We start from the raw sequence: 24,685 nt of genomic DNA on the forward strand, positions 1-24,685 counted from the left end.
GATGTGTATAAGAGACAGACCCACGAGCGTGGGGTTGGCGTGCCGTCCAGTCGGAGCTTGGCGACGGCATCTCATGAAGCCACTCCAGGGTACCGAGGTGCACCGACAGCACCCTGATACGGCGGTGGGAGATGCCCACCGGGATCGTCTCGGCCTGGCGCCACCTCGCTTCGGTCTGCCCGGGCCGGCGACGAACGCGTGATGCATCAGCGGCGGGACACCGCGGTGTCAGTCGTCTCAGGCAGGGAGTTGTTGTTTGGCGAGCCGCAAGACTGATCCCGCCGTCAAGCATGCGGGTTTGTCGCGGTCCGCAGCGGCTATCGGTAGGCCTGCGGCGCAGCGCATCACCATCAAGGCGAGTGCGCTGTGGGTCGCGTAGGAGATGACCAGCAGGTTGACGCAGCCCTGCGTGCCGCTGACGGTCATGACGTGCTGGCGTTTGCCCTCCCACCCCGGCCAGTTCAGGTCAGGAGGACGTTGCAGCGCGGGCCAGTTGACGTTGATGGTGGTTATGTCTCCGAGCAGGGGAGTCAGGATGGCCATCAGGCTCGGCAATTCGTTGGTGATGCGGTCCGCGTGCGGCCACCAGGCACCGTCTATGGCGCGGCCGAGCTCGCGAGCAACCGTGACCCGGGTAGGGCGGGATTGGCGTGCGCCGCCGAGCGGGTGGATCATTGCTCCCGCCGCCTTTGGGGTCTCCCGACAGCCATGGAGCTGGGTATGTCTAAGTGTCGCACCAAATCTCACAATCCACGGGCGGTTCCGTCACAGTCGGAGTCGTCTGGCCCGCGGGTGCAGGTAGGCGGAGGAATCGCAATTGCCCGGCGGGATCGCCCGGGTCGAGTCTGGGTGGACCACCGCTGACAAGTGAGGCAGCTCGCCTTCGACCGTACGCCGCCGGCATCGTTTCGGAGACAGTTCGGCAAAAGCCTGGATTGCGAGGCGAAATGCGGATAGCGGATAAGTGCAGCCCCCTAGACTGGCCCGCTGTGCACCGTGACTCGACTCGACGCGCGTCCTCGATCGTCATCGCCGCGTTGCTCACCGCCGCCGGGCTGCCGACCGCCGCGGCCGTAAGTGACAGGATCCAGCTCGGCGGCGGCGCCGCGATCGTCCTGCACGACGACACGCTGTGCACGCTGACCGCGATGGGTCACGACAGCGCCGGCCGGCTGATCGGCTTCACCGCCGCGAACTGCGGGGGGCCGGGTTCGTCCGTGGTCGTCGAGGGAGCCGAAGACCACGGTGCCGTGGGCACGGTGGTGGCCGCCGACGAGGGACTGGGTTACGCGGTGATCGAGTTCGACGCGGTCAAGGTGAAGCCGATCGGCGACTACGAGGGCTTTGGGATCTTCGGCCTCGGACCCGTCGAACCGAAACCGGCTGCCCCGGAACCGGTCAACCCAGAGCCCGCGAGCCCAGAGCCCGCGAGCCCAGAGCCCGCGAGCCCCGAACCCGCGGGCCCAGAACCGGCGAGCCCGGAACCCGCCGGCGCAGAACCTGCTGCCCCAGAACCTGCTGCCCCCAAGCAGGCCTGCAAGCTCGGCCGCGGCACCGGCCTCAACTGCTACGAGCTGGGGCCTGCCGGCGTGGACACCGCCGGTGAGGATTGGTGGAAGCCCGGTGACGACGGGTCGCCGATCACCATCGACAATCTGCTGATTTCCATGGTCCGCGACGGAAGCTTCCCGACCGCGCCGCTGGACCAGTCGGGGCCGGGGATCGTGATGTTCAAGGCGATCCTCGATGACCTCAACGCCAAGGGCGGCCCGGGCGCCGGGTTCGGCCTCGGCTAAGCCTCAGGGCCGCAACGTCTCCGGGCAGATCTCGGCCTGCGCCGCCTGGATCTGAACGTCCGCGGCTTCGGGGCTGTAATAGAAGGTGTTGGTCAGCTGCCGCACCAGATCACCCGGCGAGATGCCGGAGCGGTAGGTCCCGGTGTGGCCGTACATCCGCAACTGGGCGCAGATGTAGTGCCCGGAGGTCACCTTGACGTGATCGGCGACCGGGATCGCCACCGGGGCGGCATTGACCCGGGCCAGATAGCTCGCGTCATCGGCGTGGGCGGCCGGTGCGGCGGTCAGTGCCGCGGCGGCCAGCAGGGGAGCGGCAATCCGGACGGTCACATGCATGACCTCCATCGTGCCACCGCCGCCCGGCGAGGGGGCGACTCTCGGAGGGCCCAAATCCCCACGCATCACCGCCCGCCTGGTTAGGGTGCCAGCCATGGCAGTCAAGGATTCCCGCGAGGTGGTCATCGAAGCGAGCGCCGAGGAGATCTTCGACGTTCTCGCCGACGTCGAGTCTGTTCCGACCTGGTCACCGCAGTACCAGAGCGCTGAGGTGCTCGACACCTACGATGACGGTCGCCCGCGCCGGGTGCGGATGAAGATCAAGGCAGCGGGCCTCACCGATGAGCAGGTCGTCGAGTACACCTGGACCGACGACAGCGTCGGCTGGACCCTGGTGTCGGCCGGTCAGCTCAAGGCGCAAGACGCCAAGTACACCTTGACGCCGCAGGGTGACAAGACCAAGGTGCGGTTCGACATGGACGTCGACCCGTCGATCCCGATTCCGGGGTTCCTGCTCAAGAGCACGCTCAAAGGCGGCATGAAGACCGCCACCGACGGTCTGCGCGACCAGGTGCTGAAGCTCAAGAAGAGTCGCTGACACCACCTGCGATGAAATCCCGCCTCCGGCAGGGCGCGGCGTTAGGCTCGATCTAGTGGCTGTTCGAGCATCGCGGGAAATTGTGATTGACGCGCCGCCGGAGAAAATCCTCGACGCGCTCGCTGATGTGTCCGAGTTGGCGTCGTGGTCGCCGGTGCACAAGCGGATCGAAGTCCTCGACAAGTATGAGGACGGCCGTCCCCATCACGTGCTGGCCACCATCAAGATTCTGGGCTTGGTGGACAAGGAGCTCCTGGAATACCACTGGGGTCCGGACTGGATGGTTTGGGATGCCAAGGCGACGGCCCAGCAGCGCGCCCAGCACGTTGAATACACCCTGACCCGCGAAGGTCCCGACAGCACGAGGGTGCGCTTCGATATCACCGTCGAGCCGTCCGGGCCGATCCCGGACTTCATCGTGCGGCGCGCCAGCAGGCTGGTGCTGAGCATCGCCACCGAACGGCTGCGTCAGCAAATCATGGGAGACGACGCCACTACCGAGCAGTAGCGGGCCCGTCGCGCAGCGTCTCCAGCCGCCGGATCGCCTCGTCGATGGTGTCCTCACGTTTGACGAAGGTGAAGCGCACCAAGTGATTCCAGACGTCGGGGGCGGTCGCTTCCGAACCGGGCACGCAGAACGCCGACAGCGGGATAGCGGCCACCCCGGCCCGATGTGGCAGCTCGGCGCAGAACGCCGTGCTGTCGGCATAGCCCAGCGGGCGGGGATCGGCGCACAGGAAATAGGTGCCGAAGCTGTCGTGCACCTCGAATCCGATGCGCCGCAGGCCGTCGGTCAACCGGTCGCGGCGGGCCTGCATGGTCGCTCGCAACGCCGCCACCCAGGCGTCCTCGGTGTTCAGCGCCAGTGCCACCGCCGGCTGAAACGGCGCACCGCTGACATAGCTCAGGTACTGCTTGGCGGCCCGCACTCCGGCCAACAGTTCCGCCGGTCCGCACGCCCACCCGATCTTCCAGCCGGTGCAGTTGAACATCTTCGCCGCACTCGAGATGGTGATAGTGCGCTCCGCCATTCCGTCGAAGGCGGCCAGCGGCCGATGGGTCCGTCCGGCGAAGACCAGGTGCTCATAGACCTCGTCGGAGATCACCAGCAGATCGGCGGCCACCGCGATGCGCGCGATCTCGGCCAATTCGGACTCGGTGAACACGGTGCCGGTCGGATTATGCGGTGAGTTGACGATCAGCGCTCGAGTCGCCGGGGTGATGGCGCGGCGCAACGCGTCGGCATCCAGGGCGAACCCCCGCCCGTCGGGCACCAGTGACACGCTGACCCGTCGTGCCCCGGCCATGGCGACCACCGGGGAATAGGAGTCGTAGAACGGTTCGAGCAGCACCACGTCGGAACCCGGCTCCACCAGCCCGAGCACCGCGGCGGCGATGGCCTCGGTAGCCCCTACCGTCACCAGGACTTCGGTGTCGGGGTCGTAGTCGATCCCGTACTTGCGGGCGCGCTGCCCGGCGATGGCTTCGCGCAGGGCGGCGATGCCGGGCCCGGGCGGGTATTGGTTGACGCCGTCGGTGATCGCGGCCCGGGCGGCCTCGAGCATGGCCGGCGGCCCGTCCTCGTCCGGGAAGCCCTGGCCGAGGTTGACCGCGCCGATCCGTGCGGCCAGCGCCGACATCTCGGCGAAGATCGTGGTGGCATAGGGCTCCAGTCGTGAGACCATCCGCGCCGTCATGGGACCCGAGCCTAAAGCGCAGGCGACGAGGTCCGGGGAGCGGCCGGAAACAGACCTCCAGACGGACCAACCATCCGGTTGATAGGCCACCCTGTTAGGCTGGGAATTCGGGGACTACGCTCCGACCAAGACGCAGTCGATCCGCATCGAATACCAATACTGAAGAGGAATCGCCCATGTCCGAAGAAGCCTTCATCTACGAGGCCATTCGCACCCCGCGCGGCAAGCAGCGCGGCGGCGCGCTGAACGAGGTCAAGCCGATCAGCCTGGTCGTCGGCCTCATCGAAGAACTGCGCACCCGCCACCCCGACCTGGACGAGAGCCTGATCAGCGACGTCGTGCTGGGCTGCGTCTCGCCCGTAGGTGACCAGGGCGGCGACATCGCCCGCACCGCGGTGCTGGCCGCGGGCCTGCCCGACACCGTCGGCGGCGTGCAGCTCAACCGGTTCTGCGCCTCCGGACTCGAGGCCGTCAACGTCGCCGCGCAGAAGGTGCGCTCCGGCTGGGATGACCTGGTGCTGGCCGGCGGGGTGGAGTCGATGAGCCGGGTGCCGATGGGCTCCGACGGCGGCGCGATGTTCTCCGACGTGCCCTTCACCTACGACAACTACATCGCCCCGCAGGGCATCGGTGCCGACCTGATCGCCACCATCGAGGGCTTCTCGCGCGAGGACGTGGACAACTACGCGTTGCAGAGCCAGCAGCGTGCGGCCGCGGCCTGGTCGGGCGGCTACTTCGCCAAGTCCGTCATCCCGGTGCGTGACCAGAACGGTCTGCTCATCCTGGACCACGACGAGCACATGCGCCCCGACACCACCCTGGAAGGCCTGGGCAAGCTGCGCACTGCCTTCGACGGCATCGGCGCGATGGGCGGCTTCGACGATGTGGCGCTGCAGAAGTACCACTGGGTCGAGGGCATCAACCACGTCCACACCGGCGGCAACAGCTCCGGCATCGTCGACGGTGCCGCCCTGCTGATGATCGGTAGCGAGAAGGCCGGCGCTTCGCAGGGCCTGACCCCGCGCGCCCGCATCGTGGCCACCGCCACCACCGGCGCCGACGCGACCATCATGCTCACCGGCCCCACCCCGGCCACCGTCAAGGCACTGGACCGGGCCGGGCTGACCGTCGATGACATCGACCTGTTCGAGCTCAACGAGGCGTTCGCCTCGGTGGTGCTGAAGTTCCAGAAGGACCTCAACATCCCCAACGAGAAGCTCAACGTCAACGGTGGCGCCATCGCGATGGGTCACCCGCTGGGCGCCACCGGCGCCATGATCACCGGAACCATGGTCGACGAGCTTGAGCGTCGCGGTGCCAAGCGTGCCCTGATCACGCTGTGCATCGGCGGCGGCATGGGCGTGGCCACCATCATCGAGCGCGTCTGAGAGGGTTTGTAAAAAATGGCAGAGAACACCATCAAGTGGGACAAGGACGCCGACGGCATCGTCACGCTGACCCTGGATGACCCGACCGGGTCGGCCAACGTCATGAATGAGCACTACCGCGAGTCCATGCACAACGCGGTGCAGCGCCTGATCGAGGAGAAGGATTCGGTCACCGGTGTAGTCGTCACCAGCGCGAAGAAGACCTTCTTCGCCGGCGGTGACCTCAAGGCGATGATCCACGTCGGTCCGGCCGACGCTCAGGCCGTCTTCGACCAGTGCGAGGGCATCAAGGCCGACCTGCGCGCCTTGGAGACCCTCGGCAAGCCGGTCGTGGCCGCTATCAACGGCGCCGCTCTCGGCGGTGGCCTGGAGATCGCGCTGGCGTGTCACAGGAGGATCGCGGCCGACGCCAAGGGCAGCCAGCTCGGCCTGCCCGAGGTCACCCTGGGCCTGCTGCCCGGCGGCGGCGGTGTCGCCCGCACGGTGCGCATGCTGGGCATCCAGAACGCCTTCATGAACGTGCTGGCCCAAGGCACCCGCTTCAAGCCGGCCAAGGCCAAGGAGATCGGCCTGGTCGACGAGGTGCTGCCCACCGTCGAGGAGCTGGTGCCCGCCGCCAAGGCGTGGATCAAGGCCAACCCCGACGCCGGTGTGCAGCCGTGGGATGCCAAGGGCTACAAGATGCCCGGCGGTACCCCGGCCAGCCCGGCGCTGGCGGCGATCTTGCCGTCGTTCCCGGCCCTGCTGCGCAAGCAGGTCAAGGGGGCCAACATGCCCGCGCCGCGGGCGATCCTGGCCGCCGCGATCGAGGGCGCGCAGGTGGACTTCGACACCGCCAGCCGCATCGAGACCCGCTACTTCATCTCGCTGGTCACCGGCAACGTCGCCAAGAACATGATCCAGGCGTTCTTCTTCGACCTGCAGCACATCAACGGCGGCGGCAGCCGGCCCGAGGGCATCGCGCAGACCCCGATCCGCAAGATCGGTGTGCTTGGTGCCGGAATGATGGGCGCCGGCATCGCCTACGTGTCGGCCAAGGCCGGCTACGACGTGGTGCTCAAGGACGTCTCCCTCGAGGCGGCCCAGCGCGGTAAGGGCTACTCGGAGAAGCTGGAAGCCAAGGCGCTCGAGCGGGGTCGCACCACCGCCGAGAAGTCGCAGGCGTTGCTGGACAAGATCACCCCGACCGCCGACCCGCAGGACCTGGCCGGCGTCGACTTCGTGATCGAGGCCGTGTTCGAGAGCCAGGACCTCAAGCACAAGGTGTTCCAGGAGATCGAGGACATCGTCGAGCCCAATGCGCTGCTGGGATCGAACACCTCCACGCTGCCGATCACCGGTCTGGCGACCGGCGTGAAGCGCCAGGAGGACTTCATCGGGATCCACTTCTTCTCCCCGGTCGACAAGATGCCGCTGGTGGAGATCATCAAGGGCGAGAAGACCTCCGACGAGGCGCTGGCCCGGGTGTTCGACTATGTGCTGGCGATCAAGAAGACCCCGATCGTGGTCAACGACAGCCGCGGCTTCTACACCTCGCGGGTGATCGGCACCTTCGTCAATGAGGCGCTGATGATGCTCGGCGAGGGCGTGGAGCCGGCCAGCATCGAGCAGGCCGGTCTGCAGGCCGGCTACCCTGCGGCCCCGCTGCAGCTCTGCGACGAGCTCAACCTGGAGCTGATGCAGAAGATCGCCATCGCCACCCGCGAGGGTGTCGAGGCGGCCGGTGGCACCTTGGAGCGGACCCGCAACGAAGAGGTCGTCGACAAGATGATCGAGATCGGTCGTCCGTCGCGGCTGAAGGGCGCCGGCTTCTACGAGTACGTCGACGGCAAGCGCAGCGGTCTGTGGCCGGGCCTGCGGGAAACGTTCAACTCGGGCAGCTCCACCCCGCCGCTGCAGGACATGATCGACCGGATGCTCTTCGCCGAGGTGCTGGAAACCCAGAAGTGCTTCGACGAGGGCGTGCTGACCTCGACCGCCGATGCCAACATCGGCGCGATCATGGGCATCGGGTTCCCGGCCTGGACCGGTGGCACCGCGCAGTTCATCACCGGCTACCCCGGCGGCAAGGCCGCCTTCGTGGCGCGGGCCAAGGAACTGGCCGCCACCTACGGCGACCGGTTCAACCCGCCGGCATCGCTGCTGTAATCAGGTGACAACGTGGAATCCCCCGAAGCCCCGTGGTTTCGGGGGATTCTGCGTTTCCTCGACCGCCGGGTGAGCGTTGGGGCGCTGATCGAGTCGGCGCTGTGGCTCGGCCTGGTCTATGTGATCGCCGGCGTGGTGTGGCTGTTCTTACACCCCGACGGCGTCGAACGCCTCCAAGCCCAAGCCGAGCGGCAGTACGGCATACCACCGTCCAGCGTCTACGAGGTGGCGACGGTGACCTCGGTGGCGCTGTGGCCGGTGCTGCTGCTGTTGCCCGCCGACGTCTGCGCGCGCTGAGCCGCGAAATCGGGCTCAGATCGCCCCCATGTCGGCTGAAATCCAATGCTGGGGACGCAGATAGATGGCCACGTACTCGCCCAGTTCGGTCCGTACGTACTCGAGGAACTTCTCGGCCCGGTCGGGGGGAAGGTAGCGGTGGGCCAGCTCGGCGTGTTGGTCGTCGGTGCCGGGCTCGATGCGGCTGACGGCACCGTCGACGGCGACGTAGCGCACGGTCGGCTCGGTGCGCTCCACCATGAGCGAGAAGCAGCCGGCGGCCTCGATGAGCTGCGTCTTGCGCGAGTCGGCCCCGGTCAACACCCAGGGCTCCCCGCCGGGTTCGTACTGATACCAGATCGGCACCGTCAACGGACCCCGGCCGGCGCCGGCGTTCACCGACAGCGCCGCGATGTGGGGCTCGGCCAGAAACTGTTCGCGTTCGTCTTTGGACAGTGCCATGTTTTCGAGGCTAGCCGCGATCGGCGTGGGATTCCTCAGATCGCCGGACCGAGCAGGTCGTCGGCGTCGCGGATGATGTAGCCGTAGCCCTGCTCGGCCAGGAACCGCTGCCGGTGTGCGGCGTATTCGGCGTCCAGACTGTCGCGAGCGACCACCGAATAGAACACCGCGCCGCCGCCATCGGCTTTGGGCCGCAACAGCCGGCCCAGCCGCTGGGCCTCCTCCTGGCGCGATCCGAAGGTGCCCGAGACCTGCACGGCCACTGAGGCTTCGGGCAAGTCGATGGAGAAGTTGGCCACCTTGGAGACCACCAGGGTGGAGATCTCACCCCGGCGGAAGGCGTCGAACAGCTTCTCGCGCTCGGCGGTACGCGTCGATCCCTGGATCACCGGCGCGTTCAGCTGCTCGCCGAGTTCTTCGAGCTGGTCCAGATAGGCGCCGATCACTAGGGTCTGCTCGCCGGGATGCTGCTTGAGGATCGAGCGCACCACCGCGATCTTGGAGTGCACCGTCGAGCACAACTTGTAGCGCTCCTCGGGTTCGGCGACGGCGTAGCTCATCCGCTCGCTCTCGGTCATGGTGACCCGCACCTCGATGCATTCGGCCGGGGCGATCCAGCCCTGCGCCTCGATGTCCTTCCACGGTGCGTCGTACCGCTTGGGCCCGATCAGCGAGAACACGTCACCTTCGCGGCCGTCCTCGCGGATCAGCGTCGCAGTCAATCCGAGGCGGCGGCGGGACTGCAGATCGGCGGTCATCCGGAACACCGGCGCGGGCAGCAGGTGCACCTCGTCGTAGATGATCAGCCCCCAGTCGCGACTGTCGAACAGTTCCAGGTGCCGGTACTCGCCCTTGGTGCGCCGGGTGATCACCTGATAGGTGGCGATGGTGACCGGCCGGATCTCCTTGCGCTCACCGGAATACTCGCCGATCTCCTCTTCGGTCAGCGACGTGCGCGCCACCAGTTCGCGTTTCCACTGCCGGCCCGCGACGGTGTTGGTGACCAGGATCAGCGTGGTGGCCTTGGCCTTTGCCATCGCCGCCGCGCCGACCAATGTCTTGCCGGCACCGCAGGGCAACACCACCACCCCCGAACCACCCGACCAGAACGAGTCGGCGGCCATCTCCTGGTAGTCGCGCAGCTGCCAGCCGTCCTGATCCAGGTCGATCGGATGGGCCTCGCCGTCGACATACCCCGCCAGATCCTCCGCCGGCCACCCGATCTTGAGCAGCATCTGCTTGACCCGGCCGCGCTCGCTGGGATGCACCACGACGGTGTCGTCGTCGATGCGGGCGCCGAGCATCGGAGCGATCTTCTTGTTGCGCAGCACCTCCTCGAGCACCGCGCGATCCAGGCTGACCAGGGTCAGGCCGTGCACCGGGCTCTTCACCAGCTGCAGGCGCCCGTAGCGCGCCATGGTGTCGACGATGTCGACCAGCAGCGGCTGCGGCACCGCGTACCGGGAATGGCTGACCAAGGCGTCGACCACCTGCTCGGCGTCGTGGCCGGCGGCGCGGGCGTTCCACAACGCCAGCGGGGTGATGCGGTAGGTGTGGATATGCTCCGGGGCGCGTTCGAGTTCGGCGAACGGCGCGATGGCAGCGCGCGCCGAACCGGCCTGTTCGTGGTCGACCTCGAGCAGCACGGTCTTGTCGGATTGGACGATCAGCGGCCCGTCGGTGCTCATGCGCCCATTATCCGGAGAGCTCTGACACCTCGCTCAGCGCTAGGCGTCTTCGCCCGCCGACGACACCGACGTGATGCGGTGGATCGCGAAATCTTTCATCTGCCCCGACGTGGAATCGAACGCCACCAGCCGCCCACCCAGCACTTGGGTGGGGGCCACTTCGCGCTGGGTGGCCACCCCGGCGGCGTCGACGTAGCCGATCATCACCGTGGCTCGCTCCAGCGCGGCGCGCTTGAGCATGATCATCGCGGTCACCGGGTCCAGCCGGATGTTGTCGAACGGCGCCGACGTCACCGTGCGCAGCACCCGGACCAGCGCGGTCAAGCTGTCCTCGCCAGGACCGGCGTGCTGCCGGTGCCCGCGACGCTCCGCGGGGGTGTGCACCCGCAACCCGCGCGGCCGGATGTCGACGATCGTTCCGGTGGCATCCTCGGCGGCCGGGGCGAAACCGGCGTCGCGCAGCGCCGCCAACACGTCGGGAAGCGGAGCCTGCGCCACGGCCACCGTCGGGGCCAGCATCCGCAGCCCCAGCGCCTCGGCGGCCGGAACGGCGACCGCCTGGGCCAGCAGCGCGGGATCCTCGCACCGCACGAAGGAGGCCGCCAACCCGATCCGCAGCTGCCCGTGCCGGCGCGCGACGTCGTCGATCAGATAGCTGAGTCCTTGCGGCACGGGAGTCTTGGAGTGCTTCTCGAAGAACGCCCGCAGCCCGGCACCGGTGCGGCCCACGTCCAAGGCGGACCGGATGGTCTGTTCGGAGACCCGGTAGACCATTGCGGCGCCGGCCGATTCCACGGTCGCGACGACGGCCAGCTCCTCGGCGAGATCACGTTTCAGCGGGCCCGGCACCACCACGGTCAGGTCGGCCTGCACCAAGAAGTGGTCGATCGGCTCGGGCAACGCCTTGGCCATGGCGGCCACCGCGGCGGCATCATCGGCGTCGGACGTAGCGCCGTCGGCGCCGGCGGCCAGCAGGATCCGTCCCGGAGAGCTCAGCGCGCCGCGGCCCAGCACACCCAGCGCGTGCGCCTCGTCGAGCAGCTCGCCCACCGGGCCGGGCTGCAGCCGGCTGGCCCAACGCGGCCGGCGCCAGATCAGCGCCTGCGACGCGGTCACCGCGTCAACCCCGGCGCCCGCGGGCAGCTCGGCGAGCATGCCCAGCAGCAGCCGGCGATCCAGCGGGGCGGCGGTGGAGAACAGCGGGGTGGACAGCGCGGCCCGGGGTTTGCCGTCGGCGCCGCGGCTGCCGATCAGACCCGGCCGGGCCGGCAGATCCAGCCAGGTGGCGGCCAGCAGATGCCAGCGTTCCGCGGTGGACTGCTCGGCGAACCGGTCGGCGAGCACCGTCGGCGCCCAGTACGGGCCGTCGGCGTCGGGCCAGTCTCGTTGATCGACGCGCGCCGGATCGGGAAAGTCGGCCGCGATCAGGCGGGCGGTCGCCGCGACCTCCAGTAACAGGCCCAGCCGGATCTCGTCGACCCCGGTGGTCTTGGCCAGTCGCTTGACCTCGCGCACGCCCAGCCCGCCGCTGCGCAGCTCCGGCACCGGCGTTTCGCCCAGATTGGCCAGGATCACGTCGAGTTCACGCAACACGTCGATCACCGAGCCGGCCGCCGCCGCGTCGACATCGGCCGCGGTGGTCTGCGACACCACAGGGTCGGGCGCGTGCAACGCGACCGGGCCCGGCTGTTCGCCCCGCAGGATCTGCCCGACGAGCCGCGGCAGGATCACCGTCTCGTCGTCGATGCGGCGCAGCAGGCCGGCCGCCAGCAGCCGGGGCACCGGACGCTCCGGGGGTGCGTCGGGGGCGGCGTCGCGGGTGCGCCCGATCGGGGAGCCGGTCAGCAACTTGTCCAGCAGGTCACGTTGCGGTGCGTCCAGATCGTCGACGGCGCCGTGCAGTGCAGCGAAGTGCGCATCGTCCTGCGCCGGTTCTTCCCGGGTCACCTGACCCGGATGCCAGGGCAGGCCCGCGCCCGCCTCGGCGACCACGCGCAACACTCCGTTCGGTTCTGTCGAACCCCAACACAGCCCCCGCTCGATCAGGTCGGCCAGTGCCTCGGCCACCGCGTCGGCGGGGGCGCGCGCGCCGATCAGGGCCAGCAGATCGGCGACCGGCACCCCGGTGCCGTCGGCATGCAATTCCAGCAGCGCATCGAGGAGGGCAAGCCGCAGAAAATCCAGCTCATCGGTGGCAGCCCGAACCGACTGGCGAGCCTGGGCCCGCGCGGCCAGGGCGGCGATACTGCCCGGCGGGGGTTGGGCGAGGTCGGGCCGTAGCTTCAGAAGCCGGATCAGATCCTCGTCGGGCAGCTCGGCCAGCCACGACCCCAGTGGGACACCCCGGGCGCGTTCGGTCATCGACGACCAGCGTAAGGCCCAACCGGTGAACGTCGTCGATCGCGACCTGTCAGAATGGTGCCGTGGCTGGAAACCAGGACAACAAGAACCGGTACGTCGACAACGGTTGGCCGAAGACCGACGGCGAACCGGCCGTCAGCGAGCTGCGCACCGATCGGACTGGCGCACTGTCGCCGTTCGGGGACCTCGTGTTCCCGCTGCCGTCCGAGGAGCTGCCCTACCTGCATCCGGTCACCGTCGTCAACCGGTAGCGGTGACGCTATGACCGGGCCGCTCTCACATCTCGACGACCGGGGTGCGGCCCACATGGTCGACGTCAGCGCCAAGGCGACCACCAAGCGTGTTGCGGTCGCCGGCGGGGTGCTGCGCACCACCGCCGAAGTGATCCAGCTGATCTCGGCCGGCGGACTGCCCAAGGGCGACGCGTTGGCCACCGCCCGGGTGGCGGGCATCATGGCCGCCAAACGCACCAGCGATCTGATTCCGCTCTGCCACCAACTGGCTCTGACCGGCGTCGACGTGGACTTCACCATCGGCGAGTCACAGATCGACATCACCGCCTCGGTACGCACCACGGACCGCACCGGTGTGGAGATGGAAGCACTGACCGCGGTCAGCGTGGCGGCCCTGACCCTCTACGACATGATCAAGGCCGTCGACCGCGCCGCCGTCATCGACAACATCCGGGTGCTGAGCAAGGACGGCGGCCGTACCGGCGCCTGGGAGCGCTCGTGAGCGCCCGGACCGCCCGCGTCATCATCGCGTCCACCCGAGCATCGGTCGGGGAGTACACCGACCGCACCGGGCCGGTCATCGCCGACTGGCTGGTGCAGCGCGGCTTCGCCGACGTGCAGCCGGAGGTCGTGCCGGACGGCGAGCCGGTCGGCGCCGCTCTGCGCGCCGCGGTGGCCGACGGGACGGACGTGATCATCACCTCCGGGGGAACCGGTATTTCACCGACGGACGACACCCCGGCGCAGACGCGTACGGTGCTCGATTACGAGATCCCCGGCCTCGCCGATGCGATTCGCCGGTCCGGGCTGCCGAAGGTGCCGACCTCGGTGCTGTCTCGTGGCCTGTGCGGGGTGGCCGGCCGCAGCCTGGTGGTCAACCTGCCCGGGTCGTCCGGCGGGGTGCGTGACGGGCTTGGCGTGCTTGCCGACGTCCTGGATCACGCCTTGGACCAGCTCGCCGGCGGAGACCACCGATGACCGCCTCCGCCGCGGTGGTTCTGCGGGCCGCGATCACCGAGCAACCCATCGTGCTGTCCGAACACGAGGAGCTGGTAGGCCACCGGGCCGCGGGGGCGATCGTCGGATTCGTCGGCATGATCCGCGACCACGACCACGGCCAGCAGGTGACCCGGCTGGAGTACTCCGCGCACCCGTCGGCGCAGCAGGTGATGGCCGAAGTGCTGGCCGAGGTTGCCGCGCAGGCCGCAGGGGTCCGTGCGCTGGCCGCCAGCCACCGGGTCGGCGCGCTGCACATCGGTGACGCCGCCCTGGTGGCCGCCGTGGCGGCCGATCACCGCCGAGAAGCCTTCGAGGCCTGCGCGTTGCTGGTGGACACCATCAAGGCGCGGCTGCCGGTATGGAAGCACCAGTTCTTCGCCGACGACACCGAGGAGTGGGTCGGCTCGGCCTGATCGTGTGAACACAAAAAGCGGGGGCCGGTTATCCGGCCCCCGCTTTTTGTACGAACTTGTGACTACATAACCCGGCTGGGCTGCAGCGCGAACGCGTCCAGCGCGTCGTTGCCGCTGATGTTCTCCGACCGAACGGCCTGCCACAGCTGCTGGTGGAAGCCGACCGAGACAGCTTCCTGGCGGTTGCCGTCCTGGCCGGGAGCCGGAGCGACCTCGTCGCCGGGCGCCGGGGCCTCGGGCGCCGGAGCCTCCGGGTTCCACCACGGGGCCTCGGGGGCCGGCGGCGGGACATCTTCGGCGATCGGGGCCGGGGCCTCGGGTGCCGGGGCCTCCGGTGCGGGGGCCTCCGGAGCGGGAGCCTCGGGAGCGGGCGGCAGGTCCTCGGCGATCGGGGCCGGGGCCTCGGGTGCCGGTGCTTCGGGTGCCGGAGCCTCGGGAGCCGGGGGCATCCAGCCTGCGGGAGCCGCCGGTGCGGCGCCTTCCTCAGGAGCCGGAGCCTCGGGTGCCTGCGGAGCCCACCACGGTGCGGGCTCGGGGGCGGGCGGGGGAGCCATCGGGTTGTCCATGGCCACGGTCTCGCCGTTGACATCCGGGTTGTCGATCGGGGCGTCGGCCGGCGGCGTTGCCGGAACCTCGCGCTGCGATGCGCCGGACAGCCCGCGGCCGCAGACCGGCCAGGCGCCACGGCCTTGAGTTGCCAGCACGTGCTCGGCGACCGCGATCTGCTGTTCGCGGCTGGCCAGGTGTGCCGACGGGGCGTACTTGCCACCACCGTGGCTGCTCCAGGTGCTCGGCGAGAACTGCAGCCCGCCCTGGTAGCCGTTACCGGTGTTGATGCCCCAGTTGTTGCCGGATTCGCACCGGGCCACGTGGTCCCACTCGTCATCGGTAGCCGCGGCTGCGGTCCCGGCGAGGGCCAGGCTGCCGCCACCGATCACAGCTCCGGTGAAAGCGATTTTGGCGATGTTGACGTTCGATTGGGTGGGCTTGCGATGCCGTCCACTCATACGGTGGTGAATTCCTCTCTGTCTACGCCTGCGAGGTCAGCGTCGGGTTCGGACAGGGGGGACTGCCCGGCCTTGACGCACACGGTGCGTCTCGGCTTCACCCCGAGAGGCCGGTTAAGGCCTCAGGGCCGCTCTCGGCGGACCCGGTGGGTCCCCCGCCTCCATCCATCAGGTATTTGTGGTTTTCCTCGCCCGTTGGATGGAGCTCGGCGCTACGGGTGAAGAAAGGTGGATCGATCGGAAGATTTTCGATACACCCGGAGATGTACCGTAACCGCTCTTACCCGCTGAGTCACCCAGGGTGCTCCCGGGTGTTTTCCTCGCCGCTTCTTCCCAAACCACCAGGAATCACTAGCGTTTGTGCAGGTCAAAGCCTGCTCCATCAAGCTGTTGTCGGCTCGTAATCAATTCGTTATGTGACGCAGATCATGCTCTCCGCCGGGTCTGATTCGGCGGTCCAGCGTCGTCTCTCCTGCGTCGAGCCTCGCTAACCGCCGGGTCTGATTCGGCGGTCCAGCGTCGTCTCTCCTGCGTCGAGCTTCGCTAACCGCCGGGTCTGATTCGGCGGTCCAGCGTCGTCTCTCCTGCGTCGAGCCTCGCTATCCGCCGGCGAACGGCGGCAGTACGTCCACCGTTTCGCCGGGCCGCAACGCTGCCTCCTGGTCGCGCACCGCGACCCCGTCGCGCAAGTAGGAGCACCGACTCAGCACCGCCGCCAGCCGTTCGTTACGGGCAGCGAGGGCTTGCGTTAAGGCAGCCACTCCGCCCCCGGCGGGCACGTTGACGGTCTCCGATTCGGCTCCGGCGGCGGCCCGCGCCGCGGCGAAGTAGCGGACCGTCACCGCGACGCCGGTACCGGTGACATCGGTCTGATGAGTCATGGATCAGCCGCCGATCGCGCTCATCGGGCGGTCCGGCTGGATGAAATCCGGATCGTTGATGCCATGGCCGGCCTTCTTGGTCCACATCGCGGCCCGCCACGCCTGCTCGATGGCGTGGTCATCGGAACCGTCTCGCAGTAGGGCGCGCAAGTCATGCTCCTCGGTGGCGAACAGGCAGTTGCGAATCTGGCCGTCGGCGGTGAGTCGGGTCCGGTCGCAGTCTCCGCAGAACGGCCGCGAAACCGAAGCGATGATCCCGAACGTGCCCGCCGGTGTCTCCGGACCCTCGTCAACCAGCCAGAGTTCGGCTGGGGCGGAGCCGCGCGGCTTCGGATCGGGCCGCAGCGTGAACTGGGCCTGCACCCTGTCCAGCAGTTGCTCGACGCTGAGCCCGGCGTCACGGTTCCAGTTGTGGTCGGCGTCCAACGGCATCATTTCGATAACCCGCAGGTGGTAGCCGTGCAGCAGGCAGAAGCGCAGCAGGTTGATGATGTCGTCGCCGGTGACCTTGGGAGCCAGCACGGCATTGACCTTGATCGGCCGCATCCCGGCCTGTGCGGCCGCGCCCAGGCCGGCGAGCACGTCGGGCAGGCGGTCACGCCGGGTGATCTCGGCGAAGTGGGCGCGGTCGACGGTGTCCAGCGACACGTTGATGCGGTCCAGTCCCGCGGCTACCAGGGCGCCGGCCCGGCGTGCCAGACCCAGACCGTTGGTGGTCAAGGCGATCTCGGGCCGCGGGCGCAGGGCCGCGGCGCCGGCCACCACGCCTTCCAGATGGCGGGCCAGCAGCGGCTCGCCTCCGGTGAACCGGATGTCGGTGATGCCGAGGTGCTCCACGCCGATCCGCATCAGCCGAATCAGTTCATCGTCGCTCAGCAGGTGCTGGCTGGGGATCCAGTCCAGCCCCTCGGCCGGCATGCAGTAGGTACAGCGCAGGTTGCAGCGGTCAGTCAGCGATATCCGCAGATCTGTGTGCACTCGCCCGAAGGTGTCCACCAGCGGCCCGGTGGTCGGCATCTGCGCGGCGACGGCGCGCTCCACGGCTTCGTGGAAGGCGGCCTTCCGGGCCGCCTCCTGGTGGTCCGCGTCGGCAGCATCCGCATGCGGTGGCGGTGTGCGCAGACCCGCTTGCCTCAACGTCATATCCGTAATCCGATTCGGTCGGCCGGGGAGCGACCACATCGACTTCGGTGTCCGGTCCTTGTCTCCTCTAGCGGCTGCACCAGCCTACCGAGGAAACCTGGGTGTTTTGCGAGTCTCCGTCCGAGTAGGATCGGCTGCTGACGCGTCCTGCGCAGGCGGGACGCTTCCTTTATGTCCTTACATACGTCATCAAGCAAGACAAGCAGGTGAGACCAGTGCCGACCGGCAAGGTGAAGTGGTACGACGCCGCGAAGGGCTTCGGCTTCCTGTCCCAGGAAGAAGGTGAGGACGTCTACGTCCGCTCCTCGGCCCTGCCGGATGGCGTGGAGGGTCTCAAGGCAGGCCAGCGGGTCGAGTTCGGCGTCGCCGCCGGACGTCGCGGGCCGCAGGCGCTGACGGTGAAGCTGATCGACCCCCCGCCGAGCCTGTCGCGGACCCGACGCGAGGCGGCGCCGGCTGTCGAGCACCGGCACACCCCCGACGAGCTGCACGGCATGGTCGAGGACATGATCACCCTGCTGGAAGGCACTGTGCAGCCGGAGCTGCGCAAGGGCAAATACCCCGACCGCAAGACCGCTCGGCAGATCTCCGAGGTGGTCAAGGCAGTGGCGCGCGAGCTCGACGCCTGAGCCCGGGCCGGTGCTGACGATCCCGCCGCGGGTGGCGGTCGTCGCTGACTGAGTAGCGAAAACGCAGCAGTGACCTCCCGTCGCCAAGCCAACTGGTCTGACCACCAGACCTCCGGCCAATTTGGTGCTAGGCTGCGCGGTATGACCCTCAAGCCGATCACCCGGCAATCGATCCCGGACGAGATCTTCGCCCAACTCGCCGGCCAGGTGCTCTCCGGTGACCGGACCCCCGGCGACACCCTGCCGAGTGAGCGAACCCTGTCCGAGGCGCTCGGCGTATCGCGTGCCGCGGTCCGCGAGGCGCTGGGCCGTCTAGACCGGGCGCGCCTCATCCAGGTCCGCCAGGGCGGTTCCACAGTGGTGCGCGACTTCCGTGTCGAGGCCGGGTTCGACGTGTTGCCGTTGCTGCTCGTGCACGGCGGCGACGTCGACCGCGCCACCTTGGCCAGCCTGGTCGAGGCCCGCGCCATCATCGGTCCTCAGGTGGCTGCGCTTGCCGCGGCCCGCGCCACCGACGACGCCCGCACCCGGCTGCGCGCCATGGTGGACGAGTTGGAAGTCGAATCAGAACCCGTGCAACGGATGTGGCGCGCTCTGGGCTTCTGGGAGCTCATCGTGGACAGCGCCGACTCCATCGCGTTTCGGCTGCTGTTCAACACGCTGAACCAGGCGTACGTGCCCGCGCTCGACGCGCTCGTCAACGTGATGGCCGCCGAGGTCAACGATATCGAGCACTACCGAGCGCTTTCCGATGCCGTCGCCGCCGCGGACGCGGATGCCGCGCGGCTGGCTGCTGCGGCGATGTTGGAGCTGGGCAGCGCCGCGTTCAGCGCGCTCGCCGACCAGTTGGAGGGTCGGCAATGACCCGCAAGCAGCTGACGCTGGGTGAGGCCTTCGCTGAGTTTGTCCGGCACCCCACCCCGTGGATGCTCATCACCTGGGCGGGCGCACTGTGGGCAGCTCGCCTGACGGTGGGCGGCTGGTCGGTAGGTGACGCGGTCATCGCCGTTGCGCTCGTTGCCTTTTCGCCGGTGGGAGAGTGGTTGATCCACACCGGAATCCTGCACTGGCGTCCGCGCACTCTGGCGGGCGTCACGATCGACTCCCGGCTGGCCCGTGACCATCGGCGGCATCACCGCGACCCGCGTGACATCCCGCTGATCTTCATTCCGTGGCCCAGCCTGATCGGGATCATCGCACTGACGCCGCTGGTGTTGCTCGCGTTCAGCGACACCGGAAAAGGCCTGACGTTCGTCGGCACCATCGCGACTTTCCTGGTGTTCTACGAATGGATTCACTACCTGGTCCACACCGATTACAAGCCCCGCCATGCGATCTACCGCGCCGTGTGGCGCAACCACCGGTTCCACCACTTCAAGAACGAGAACTACTGGTTCACCGTGACCAGCTCCGGCACCGCCGATCGACTGCTGGGCACCTACCCCGATCCGCGGACGGTGGAATCTTCGCCGACGGTACGAAACCTGCACGCACCGACGGCAACCGGCTGACCGGCCGGGCCGCCGGCGGCCGCGGCCCGGGAGAGCACCTCCTGGGCACAGCACAGTCCGGTGTGAGCCGGACTGGGCAGCCGGGCGCTGCGGGCCGTCTGCATCGCCCGAACGTGGCACTCTGGTAGTCATGGCCAGCTACCTCGCCGGCGGCGACTTCACACGCGACACCAACTACATCTCCCCCCGGATCACCGCCGACGGCCGTGATGGGTATCCCGTCGAACCGGGCCGATACCGTCTGATCGTCGCGCGGGCCTGCCCGTGGGCCAATCGCACCATCATCGTGCGGCGGCTGCTCGGACTGGAAAAGGTTATCTCCATAGGGTTTTGCGGACCCACCCACGATCAGCGCAGCTGGACCTTCGATCTGGACCCCGGTGGCGTGGACCCGGTGCTGCAGATCCCACGGCTGCAAGACGCGTACTTCAAACGCATCCCGGACTATCCCAAGGGGATCACCGTTCCCGCGATGGTCGACGTGCCCACCGGGGCGGTGGTGACCAACGACTTCGCCCAGATGACCCTGGACTTCTCCACCGAGTGGACGGCCTATCACCGCGACGGGGCGCCGCAGCTGTACCCCGAACCGCTGCGCGAGGAGATCGATGAGGTGGCCGCGCGGATCTACACCGAGGTCAACAACGGGGTCTACCGGTGCGGCTTCGCCGGCACCCAAGAGGCCTACGACGCCGCCTACGACCGACTGTTCACCGCGCTGGACTGGATCAGCGTCCGTCTGGCCGATCAGCGATACCTGGTCGGGGACACCATCACCGAGGCCGACGTGCGACTGTTCACCACCTTGGCCCGGTTCGACCCGGTCTATCACGGACATTTCAAATGCAACCGGCAGAAGCTGTCCGAGATGCCGGTGCTGTGGGCCTACGCCCGGGATCTATTCCAAACGCCCGGGTTCGGCGACACCACCGACTTCGTGCAGATCAAACAGCACTACTATACACTCCGTAGTCATGGGGTCAACCGGTGTCCGCGCCATTGTCGGCGCTCGCGTGTCCAGCTTCAACGACGGCAAAGAATCCCAGATCATGCAGCGCACCAAGGGCACGGGGTACGCCGAGTCACAAGGTTGGACCGTGGTCGGGACGTTCGAAGACCTGGACGTGTCAGCCATCAAGAGGTCACCATGGGACCGCCCCGACCTTAAGGTCTGGCTCGGTGACCGGGCCGACGATTGGGACGCGCTGATCTTCAGCAAGACCGACCGTGTGTTCCGGTCGGCCAACGATTGCGTAAAGCTGGCTGAGTGGTGCAAGGAACATCACAAGATTCTGGTACTGGTGGACGACGGCATCAGGTTGGACTACTTCCACTCTGAGACTGAGCAGGACGCTTTCGCCGGTGCTATGTCCAAGGTGTTCCTGATCTTGGCGTCGGTATTCGCAGAGATTGAGGGCCAGCGGTTCGTCCAGCGTGCCCGAGACCGGGTTACTCAATACCGGCATCAACCACGGTGGGCGTACGGCATCCCGCCGTACGGTTTCGAAGTAGTGGACCGCCCCGAGGGCGGCAAAGCACTCGGCCATGACGCAACAGCCCAGCAGGTGCTACACGACATAGCGGCGAAGTTCCTTGCCGGTGGATCGCTCACCGGAATAGTTGCTGACCTCAACAGCTCCGACACCGCCAGCCCGCAGGACCACTCGCGCATCCGTAGAGGCGAGTCGGCGCGTGGCACCAAGTGGACATCGGTAGGACTCAAGAGCATCTTGAGCAACCCCGCTACCCAAGGGATTAAGACCGCCAAGGGCAAGCCCGTACTCGACTCCGAGGGGCAACCGGTGCTTGTTTGCCCGGTGCCGTCGTTCGACCCCGAGACCTGGCAGCGTATCCAATCCGAACTAGCGCAGCGGTCGCAAGCACCACGCGAGCGGCGGCACTCGGTCAACCCGCTGTTAGGCGTAGCGAAGTGCGGTATCTGCGGCAAAAACATGCGGCAACTATCGAAGCGTGGTCGAACTCGCTACTACGTGTGTATAGCCACGCCGAGGCCGTGCCCTGGCGTTCTGGTGAACGCCGACGACGCGGAGCAGGTGGTAGAAACTGCTTTCCTCCACGTCCACGCCGACCGGCGGATCACCACACGCGTATGGCGAGACGGCTCCGACGTGTCAGTCGAGCTAGAGCAGACCAACCAGACCATCGAGGCGTTGCGAGAGGACCGTGCGCTAGGTCTGTTCACCACGGATGCCGATCAGGTGATGTTCCGTTCGCAGATGTCTGCTCTGATCACCAGGCGTGATGCGCTGGCGCAAGTGCCGGTCGTAAAGGCCGGTTGGGTCGATATCGAAACCGATGAAACCTACGGCCAGGTGTGGCCTACAGCCACCCTAGAAGAGAAACGCACGATGCTGGTGGACGCCGGGATGAGACTGACCGTACGGCGGCGGGATGACTACGAGCCGTATACCGACCTGGACAAAGCGCTAGGCGACGGTCCTACCGGTGTGGAACTACTTGCCGCACTGGAAGATCGCGCAGCAGCGGAGCGCCGCAAACTCGGGATTGCTAACAACGCAAGCAAAGTTATTGAGTGCTGATACTCAACACCGGACGAACCACGGCCATGAACCTGGCATCGCGGACGGATCGGCCAGAGACGTTAAGAAGTTCGCCGGCTTCGTCGGATGCCTGCCCGGTTTCGGTAGCTTCAGGAAAATTTTCCTTAAGCGCCCCCGCTATAGATTGGCGCTTCCTAGCCTGCTCCGCGTAGACCCGCTCATACTCCACAGCTGCTAGGCAATCGAAGATTGCCGGCGCTCAAGCGCGGACTCCGGTGGAGTCCAGCGCCACAGCAGCACGTTAGGCCGTTGTCAGATGCCTGCGGTGGATGTTCTGCGAGATAATCCACGGGGAGTGGCTGCCACTAGGCAATCGTTCCCACGGGAACGATCTGCCGACGCCGAGCGCAACAGGTTCCCTGTAAGCGCCGATGCTCCAACAGATCGGGATTAAAGACGGGTATGCCCGGAAGTTTATGGACATAGCCAGCAGTGAGATTTCAGATCGTTTGAACTCAAACGATCTGCCACCCAGCATTGACGCACTCTACGAGCTATCCCGTCTCCCCGCTGAAGACATTGAACGAGGCATCGAGTCGGGTGACATCACGCTAACCTCAGGACATGGACGAACAATGGCCGACAACAGTTGGGGAACTGCCAGACGCTACAGATGCCGACGTGGAAACAGCACGGAGTGTCCAGGCATACCCAAAGGATGAGCTACCCACCGCCGTAGCTGAATCGCCCGAAGTTCAGCGGCTAGCCGCGATAGGCGGCATACAGCTTCGCAAAAACAAAGACGGGGAATCGTACGGATACCGCTGCCAACAAACATCACAACCAGGTGTCTCAGACTTTGAGTAACGAACACCTGAAATCACTTCAAAACGGATAGAGCCTTACGGAACCAATCCGCAGCACTCAAACCGGCGTGGTTCATAATCGGCGTCAAACGTTGGTTGCCACCGACAACCTGGCTTAAAGCCTGCATGTACTCGTGGAGACCGTTCGGGTACATCCAAGCGTCAAACGACTTCAAATTGTCCGGCAGGTCCACCTGCTTTACCGGCGACCTGCTACGTCTACGTGTTTTAGGTAAACTACCTGCCACTACAATTCCTGTTCTTCAAAATTGAGGCGAGCCATAAGCTGACTCAACAGTCCGCGCGAAAACCTAATCTCGCTGCGGAGTGGGTGAATGACAAGCTGGTTGGCGCTGCCTTTAACGCACAACGGCTCATCGGCAGCGGCCTTTTCAAACCGTGCGATATCATCAGCAGTCCTACAAGCAGCCTCTAAGATTGCAACCTTATGAGGCTCAGAATCCATTTCGAACTCAGCGGTAATCCGAGTCCACAGATTCGATCCGGCGGTTTCTAAACCGCGAGGTTTACGCAAGCAATTAAGCACGGTTTCTCCCATCTTTTAGTTGTGAAAAATAGGTAGCTAAAAACTCACTACCAGCGGCGCACGGTCGGTTTGACCTACACCCTTGCTTCGACAGCTACAGAGCTGCCTAGCGGAAATCAGAGAATATCTAGTCCAAAAAATGAAAATCGAGCTGGTCACCGCGTCCGAGTGGAAGCGGGCGGCAATCGTTTGGGCGTTTACCCATGATGGGAGAAAAGACAAAAGTGTCTTTTCACCCATGATGGGAGAAAGCAAAGAAGTTTGCTTTCCCTTGGGGTCAAAGAGTTTGCAGCACTGGGACTCGCGGGAATGTCCTCCCGATCTTGACTGGCAAACATACTCCAACCCACCACTACCTAAACTTGATAAAGCCAAACGGCAGATCGCTAGAAGAGACCGGGGTAAGCCAGCAAACACTCGGAATCATCGGCAACGACGTTTTAAACCACACAGGATGTCGTCGCCGCATAACGGCCCGGTCGGGATGCGGGGGGAGGGGTGATACCCCCACCCCTCTGACCTGCTAATACTCTGACGTGCTGCCCGCACGCAGTGCGGTGACGCAGCAAGAGCGCAGCGGCCACACTGCACAGGCGAGGGGCACTAGCAAACACACGAGACACCCTCTACCCCGACGACCACACAAGGCACTGGCTGACCTGCCAGTGCGAGGGCTAGGCCGCAGGGCTAAGCAGTACGCGGGTACGTGGAGGACGAACCCCAAACTGCACTAGACCCTGGACTGCCCACGCATCCTGGAACGGGGAACTGACCTGAGTGCTGCCCGACCGCTCAAAGATCGAATGCAGGTAACCGGCGGGCGTCACGATCTGACGCCGCACCACGTCGTAGAGAACTTCCAGCACATCCTCGTAGAGTTCTTCAGCCTCGGGTAGCCCGTCCTTGGAGTGGACGGTCAGCTCGACAATCGGAGTGCCCAACAGCGTTGGTTCGGTACGGTGACGGACACCGCCGGATCTGCGCAATTGGATCAGCGGGAACGTTCGATGATTGACGTTAGGTACCCACGACACCACTTGGCAGTCGGGAAACTCAGCTCTGAGGATCGGTGCTACGACACTAAAAACCCTTGGTAGGCGCGGCACGCTACGACCGCTTAATTGTGTAGACGAACCGGGCAGTACGGGGGGAACCGTGAGCCGTCCCGGTAAGTCCGGAGACTCCCGATCTTGGGAGGATTCGAGTTATGGGACGTGCAAGCAGGTATCCCGCTGAGCTTCGAG

Annotated in this window: 25 protein-coding genes and 1 riboswitch; of the genes, 15 read left to right on the forward strand and 10 right to left on the reverse strand. The window is 66.6% G+C overall.

Annotation, left to right across the window (positions count from 1 at the left end; all coding sequences use genetic code 11):
• Positions 1-237: 237 nt before the first annotated feature.
• Positions 238-675, reverse strand: a complete 438-nt coding sequence (locus LI94_RS10700) for a DUF5994 family protein (RefSeq protein ID WP_046301175.1) — start codon at positions 673-675, stop codon at positions 238-240.
• Positions 676-989: 314 nt separating this feature from the next.
• Here LI94_RS10700 and LI94_RS23770 point away from each other — a divergent pair, with 314 nt between their 5' ends.
• Positions 990-1,796, forward strand: a complete 807-nt coding sequence (locus tag LI94_RS23770; RefSeq protein WP_052739916.1) for a hypothetical protein — start codon at positions 990-992, stop codon at positions 1,794-1,796.
• Between the two features lie 3 nt (positions 1,797-1,799).
• Here the strand turns inward: LI94_RS23770 and LI94_RS10710 are convergent, their stop codons facing one another.
• A complete protein-coding gene (locus LI94_RS10710) occupies positions 1,800-2,132 on the reverse strand; it encodes a DUF732 domain-containing protein (RefSeq protein WP_231384361.1) in 333 nt (110 codons plus the stop codon).
• A gap of 94 nt (positions 2,133-2,226) precedes the next feature.
• Between LI94_RS10710 and LI94_RS10715 the strand changes: the two genes are divergently transcribed.
• Both LI94_RS10715 and LI94_RS10720 read left to right on the forward strand, forming a co-directional pair.
• A complete protein-coding gene (locus LI94_RS10715) occupies positions 2,227-2,670 on the forward strand; it encodes an SRPBCC family protein (protein WP_024443954.1) in 444 nt (147 codons plus the stop codon).
• Positions 2,671-2,725: 55 nt separating this feature from the next.
• Complete coding sequence (locus LI94_RS10720) at positions 2,726-3,178, forward strand: SRPBCC family protein (protein WP_024443955.1); 453 nt, start codon at positions 2,726-2,728, stop codon at positions 3,176-3,178.
• Here LI94_RS10720 and LI94_RS10725 read toward each other — a convergent pair.
• Positions 3,165-4,355: a pyridoxal phosphate-dependent aminotransferase gene (locus LI94_RS10725; RefSeq protein ID WP_036458831.1), complete on the reverse strand. Its 1,191-nt coding sequence runs from the start codon at positions 4,353-4,355 to the stop codon at positions 3,165-3,167. The genes LI94_RS10720 and LI94_RS10725 overlap by 14 nt on opposite strands.
• A gap of 188 nt (positions 4,356-4,543) precedes the next feature.
• On the opposite strand from LI94_RS10725, the gene LI94_RS10730 reads away from it, so the two are divergent.
• From LI94_RS10730 to LI94_RS10740, 3 genes are read left to right on the forward strand one after another with little or no spacing between them, the layout of a single operon-like run.
• The gene (locus LI94_RS10730) at positions 4,544-5,755 is read left to right on the forward strand and encodes an acetyl-CoA C-acetyltransferase (protein ID WP_024443957.1); all 1,212 of its coding nucleotides are present in this window, start codon (positions 4,544-4,546) and stop codon (positions 5,753-5,755) included.
• Positions 5,756-5,770: 15 nt separating this feature from the next.
• Positions 5,771-7,903, forward strand: coding sequence for a 3-hydroxyacyl-CoA dehydrogenase NAD-binding domain-containing protein (locus LI94_RS10735; RefSeq protein WP_046301176.1), 2,133 nt, complete (start codon positions 5,771-5,773; stop codon positions 7,901-7,903).
• A gap of 12 nt (positions 7,904-7,915) precedes the next feature.
• Positions 7,916-8,200 carry a hypothetical protein gene (locus LI94_RS10740; protein ID WP_024443959.1) on the forward strand — a complete coding sequence of 95 codons (285 nt, stop codon included), beginning with the start codon at positions 7,916-7,918 and terminating at the stop codon, positions 8,198-8,200.
• 15 nt (positions 8,201-8,215) lie between these two features.
• Here the strand turns inward: LI94_RS10740 and LI94_RS10745 are convergent, their stop codons facing one another.
• From LI94_RS10745 to LI94_RS10755, 3 genes are read right to left on the reverse strand one after another with little or no spacing between them, the layout of a single operon-like run.
• Positions 8,216-8,641, reverse strand: coding sequence for a pyridoxamine 5'-phosphate oxidase family protein (locus LI94_RS10745; protein ID WP_024443960.1), 426 nt, complete (start codon positions 8,639-8,641; stop codon positions 8,216-8,218).
• 35 nt (positions 8,642-8,676) lie between these two features.
• Complete coding sequence (locus LI94_RS10750) at positions 8,677-10,329, reverse strand: DNA repair helicase XPB (RefSeq protein WP_024443961.1); 1,653 nt, start codon at positions 10,327-10,329, stop codon at positions 8,677-8,679.
• 39 nt (positions 10,330-10,368) lie between these two features.
• A complete protein-coding gene (locus LI94_RS10755; RefSeq protein WP_046301177.1) occupies positions 10,369-12,690 on the reverse strand; it encodes a helicase-associated domain-containing protein in 2,322 nt (773 codons plus the stop codon).
• Between the two features lie 62 nt (positions 12,691-12,752).
• On the opposite strand from LI94_RS10755, the gene LI94_RS10760 reads away from it, so the two are divergent.
• The 4 genes from LI94_RS10760 to LI94_RS10775 are packed head-to-tail and all read left to right on the forward strand — an operon-like array spanning position 12,753 to position 14,335.
• Positions 12,753-12,941 carry a hypothetical protein gene (locus LI94_RS10760; RefSeq protein ID WP_024443963.1) on the forward strand — a complete coding sequence of 63 codons (189 nt, stop codon included), beginning with the start codon at positions 12,753-12,755 and terminating at the stop codon, positions 12,939-12,941.
• 10 nt (positions 12,942-12,951) lie between these two features.
• Positions 12,952-13,425, forward strand: coding sequence for a cyclic pyranopterin monophosphate synthase MoaC (moaC, locus tag LI94_RS10765; RefSeq protein ID WP_024443964.1), 474 nt, complete (start codon positions 12,952-12,954; stop codon positions 13,423-13,425).
• A complete protein-coding gene (locus LI94_RS10770; RefSeq protein WP_024443965.1) occupies positions 13,422-13,901 on the forward strand; it encodes a MogA/MoaB family molybdenum cofactor biosynthesis protein in 480 nt (159 codons plus the stop codon). Before moaC ends, LI94_RS10770 begins: the two co-directional genes overlap by 4 nt.
• Positions 13,898-14,335: a molybdenum cofactor biosynthesis protein MoaE gene (locus tag LI94_RS10775; protein ID WP_036458814.1), complete on the forward strand. Its 438-nt coding sequence runs from the start codon at positions 13,898-13,900 to the stop codon at positions 14,333-14,335. The genes LI94_RS10770 and LI94_RS10775 overlap by 4 nt, the downstream gene beginning before the upstream one ends.
• A 62-nt stretch (positions 14,336-14,397) precedes the next feature.
• Here the strand turns inward: LI94_RS10775 and LI94_RS10780 are convergent, their stop codons facing one another.
• The 3 genes from LI94_RS10780 to moaA all read right to left on the reverse strand — a co-directional run bounded on the left by LI94_RS10780 (position 14,398) and on the right by moaA (position 17,240).
• On the reverse strand, positions 14,398-15,342 hold the full coding sequence (locus LI94_RS10780; protein ID WP_046301178.1) for a transglycosylase family protein: 945 nt from the start codon (positions 15,340-15,342) through the stop codon (positions 14,398-14,400).
• 9 nt (positions 15,343-15,351) lie between these two features.
• Positions 15,352-15,527, reverse strand: a riboswitch (cyclic di-AMP (ydaO/yuaA leader).
• 414 nt (positions 15,528-15,941) lie between these two features.
• Positions 15,942-16,223, reverse strand: a complete 282-nt coding sequence (locus LI94_RS10785) for a MoaD/ThiS family protein (RefSeq protein WP_046301179.1) — start codon at positions 16,221-16,223, stop codon at positions 15,942-15,944.
• A gap of 3 nt (positions 16,224-16,226) precedes the next feature.
• The gene (gene moaA / locus LI94_RS10790; protein ID WP_046301185.1) at positions 16,227-17,240 is read right to left on the reverse strand and encodes a GTP 3',8-cyclase MoaA; all 1,014 of its coding nucleotides are present in this window, start codon (positions 17,238-17,240) and stop codon (positions 16,227-16,229) included.
• 341 nt (positions 17,241-17,581) lie between these two features.
• On the opposite strand from moaA, the gene LI94_RS10795 reads away from it, so the two are divergent.
• The 5 genes from LI94_RS10795 (at position 17,582) to LI94_RS10815 (ending at position 22,067) form a co-directional block, all read left to right on the forward strand.
• Positions 17,582-17,995: a cold-shock protein gene (locus LI94_RS10795; protein ID WP_024443970.1), complete on the forward strand. Its 414-nt coding sequence runs from the start codon at positions 17,582-17,584 to the stop codon at positions 17,993-17,995.
• Positions 17,996-18,136: 141 nt separating this feature from the next.
• The gene (locus tag LI94_RS10800) at positions 18,137-18,859 is read left to right on the forward strand and encodes a GntR family transcriptional regulator (protein WP_046301180.1); all 723 of its coding nucleotides are present in this window, start codon (positions 18,137-18,139) and stop codon (positions 18,857-18,859) included.
• The gene (locus LI94_RS10805) at positions 18,856-19,506 is read left to right on the forward strand and encodes a sterol desaturase family protein (RefSeq protein ID WP_046301181.1); all 651 of its coding nucleotides are present in this window, start codon (positions 18,856-18,858) and stop codon (positions 19,504-19,506) included. Before LI94_RS10800 ends, LI94_RS10805 begins: the two co-directional genes overlap by 4 nt.
• Positions 19,507-19,636: 130 nt before the next feature.
• Positions 19,637-20,674, forward strand: coding sequence for a glutathione S-transferase C-terminal domain-containing protein (locus tag LI94_RS10810; protein ID WP_239651199.1), 1,038 nt, complete (start codon positions 19,637-19,639; stop codon positions 20,672-20,674).
• Positions 20,556-22,067 carry a recombinase family protein gene (locus LI94_RS10815; RefSeq protein WP_239651200.1) on the forward strand — a complete coding sequence of 504 codons (1,512 nt, stop codon included), beginning with the start codon at positions 20,556-20,558 and terminating at the stop codon, positions 22,065-22,067. Before LI94_RS10810 ends, LI94_RS10815 begins: the two co-directional genes overlap by 119 nt.
• Before the next feature lie 1,074 nt (positions 22,068-23,141).
• Here the strand turns inward: LI94_RS10815 and LI94_RS22290 are convergent.
• On the reverse strand, positions 23,142-23,453 hold the full coding sequence (locus tag LI94_RS22290; protein ID WP_046301183.1) for a hypothetical protein: 312 nt from the start codon (positions 23,451-23,453) through the stop codon (positions 23,142-23,144).
• Positions 23,454-24,685 lie beyond the last annotated feature (1,232 nt).

This window comes from Mycobacterium sp. UM_Kg27 (assembly GCF_000972905.1).
GTDB lineage: Bacteria > Actinomycetota > Actinomycetes > Mycobacteriales > Mycobacteriaceae > Mycobacterium.